The sequence below is a fragment of the Candidatus Ruminimicrobium bovinum genome (genome assembly GCF_902760015.1).
In the GTDB taxonomy this organism is placed as follows: Bacteria; Elusimicrobiota; Endomicrobiia; order Endomicrobiales; family Endomicrobiaceae; genus Ruminimicrobium; species Ruminimicrobium bovinum.
Map to the genome: position 1 here is coordinate 1 of NZ_CACWEU010000147.1, position 2,302 is coordinate 2,302.

General features: G+C 30.5%; 4 protein-coding genes. All 4 read left to right on the top strand.

What is annotated here, in order from left to right:
* On the top strand, positions 1-569 hold a 569-nt coding region (locus ACMUOV_RS05140), incomplete at its 5' end, for a hypothetical protein (RefSeq protein WP_413854036.1).
* Positions 570-583: 14 nt separating this feature from the next.
* Positions 584-829 carry a hypothetical protein gene (locus tag ACMUOV_RS05145; protein WP_413854037.1) on the top strand — a complete coding sequence of 82 codons (246 nt, stop codon included), beginning with the start codon at positions 584-586 and terminating at the stop codon, positions 827-829.
* Between the two features lie 149 nt (positions 830-978).
* Positions 979-1,563 carry a diacylglycerol/polyprenol kinase family protein gene (locus tag ACMUOV_RS05150; protein ID WP_413854038.1) on the top strand — a complete coding sequence of 195 codons (585 nt, stop codon included), beginning with the start codon at positions 979-981 and terminating at the stop codon, positions 1,561-1,563.
* A 1-nt stretch (position 1,564) separates the two neighbouring features.
* Positions 1,565-2,260: a polysaccharide deacetylase family protein gene (locus ACMUOV_RS05155; RefSeq protein ID WP_413854039.1), complete on the top strand. Its 696-nt coding sequence runs from the start codon at positions 1,565-1,567 to the stop codon at positions 2,258-2,260.
* Positions 2,261-2,302: the final 42 nt, after the last annotated feature.

Consider the following 2,302-nt stretch of genomic DNA (forward strand, 5'->3'; position numbering starts at 1 on the left):
ATTTCGGAGTTTCGGCATCACTCGGTCTTTTAAATTTATCGGCAAATTTAAAAGTTTCAAATATTAATGTTTCAAATGAAATAATGAGAGCAAGCGGAACGAGTGAAATGTATTTACCTATTTTAAGTCTTCACTTAGGTTTACCGTATAGGTTTGGTATTTTAGGAAAATACGGTTACGGATACGATTCCAATCTTTACGGATTAGGTTTAAGATATACGGTATATGAAAGTTCTATGTTGGTAGTCCCGTCTGTTTCGGTGCAAGGTATGTATTCTTTAATGCAAACTCGTTCTAATGGTAATAATTTTGATACACATGATATAAATTTAGGTGCTTGTGCCACTTTTGACCAAATACCTTTTGTTAAACCTTACGTAGCTTTAGGATGGGATAAAGTAAATTTAAAAGCTAAAAGTTCGGATAAACAGCATTTAACAGGTGAAGCGGATAATTTCGGATATGGTTTAGGTGTTGCCGTAAGTATTATGACATTTCATTTAAGTTGCGGTGTTTCCTGGTATAGAGGTGTTCCGAATTATACATTCGGACTTAATTTTGGTATCTGATAATGGAGGGAAAAATGAAAAATATTATTATTATTTCCGTTAAACAAAGACAAAATGTTGCCGCTTCGGTTCAGGAAGTATTGACCGAATTCGGTTGTTTAATAAAAACACGGCTTGGTATTACAGACAGCAGTGTTGATAAATGTTCTCAAACCGGGCTTATAATTTTGGAATTTATCGGTTCTAAAAAAGAAATAAATTCAATGACAAAAAAACTTACAAAAATAAAAGGTGTAAAGGTTAAACCGGTAAGCATTTAAAATTGCAATTTACAATTAACAACAACAGTTTATAAGGTGATAGGGTTATTGGGTTATAAGTTAAACAACAAAAAAACTAAAAATAACTTATTCCTCAATAAACTTATAAACTAAATTTGCAAAGCAAATTTTTAATAGGAGTCGTTAAAATGTTAGGGTTTCCGAAGGATGAAATAAAAAGAAAAACTTTTCATATTCTTACTTTGATTTATGTTGCGGCATATTGGTTCTTGCCGACAAATATTGTTTTAACGGGGCTTTTAATTGCTATTATTATTGTTTTATTGGGAGAGTTTATACGGGCAAAAAATGAAAAATTCAATGTATTTATACTAAAAGTATTGGGCGGTGTTCACAGAAAAAGTGAAGAACATAAAATAAGCGGATTACCTTGGACACTTGCAGGGGCTTTTTTTGCTATATTATTATTTGATGATAAACTTTTAGTAACTACAAGTTTTTTATACCTTGCTTTCGGTGATGCACTTGCCGCACTTTTCGGCAAAGCTTACGGAAAACATAAAATATATGCAGGAAAATCTTTAGAAGGGTCGATAGCTTGTTTTCTTGCTTGTTTAATAATAGGTTTAATTATTTTGCCGAATTGGCAAATTGCCGTTTTGTGTGCATTAATTGCAACTTTTATAGAAACTATTCCTTGGCCTTTAAACGATAACTTTTGGATGCAGATATTAAATGCCGGAATTCTTACTTTTTTATCAAAGATACTCTAATATGAAAAATCTATTTATTGCTTTTATATTAACTTTTTTTACAGTCTCTTTTTCTTATACAGATGACAACATTTTCTATACCCACGGTAATAGCCACGAAAAAAAAATAGCTTTAACTTTTGATGACGGTCCCAGTAATAATACTGATTATATTTTAAATATTTTAAAGGAAAAGAATGTTAAAGCTACTTTTTTTATTTTGGCAGTAAATGTTATTGACAGAGAAAAAACTTTAAAAAAAATATATGAACATGGACACGAAATAGCAAGCCATACTTATAATCATATTAATTTCCATCGTATTAAAGAAATGGATAAATTGTACGAAGAAATTTTCTCCGAACTTAAATTAGCTGAAATTGCCATTAAAGATGTTCTGGGCTTTTATCCGGTTTTGGTTCGTTATCCGCATGGGTATACAGGGCAAACTGCATTTAAAATTGCAAAAGAAAACGGATATAAAGTTATAAATTGGACATTTGGTTGTGATTGGCATGCCGAAATAGGAAAAGAACAAATGTATCAAATGTATAAAGCAAATGTCCAAAACGGCTATATTCTTTTAATGCACGATTCACAGGATATTTCAAAGCTTAAATATTTTCTTCCGAAAGTAATTGATTATGCAAAAGAAAACGGTTTTGAAATAGTTACCGTAAGCGAACTTTTAAATTTAAAAAAAGAAACAACAAATTAGTTAATTTGTTGTTTCTTTAAGCACTTCTGTTAAAAATAAAAA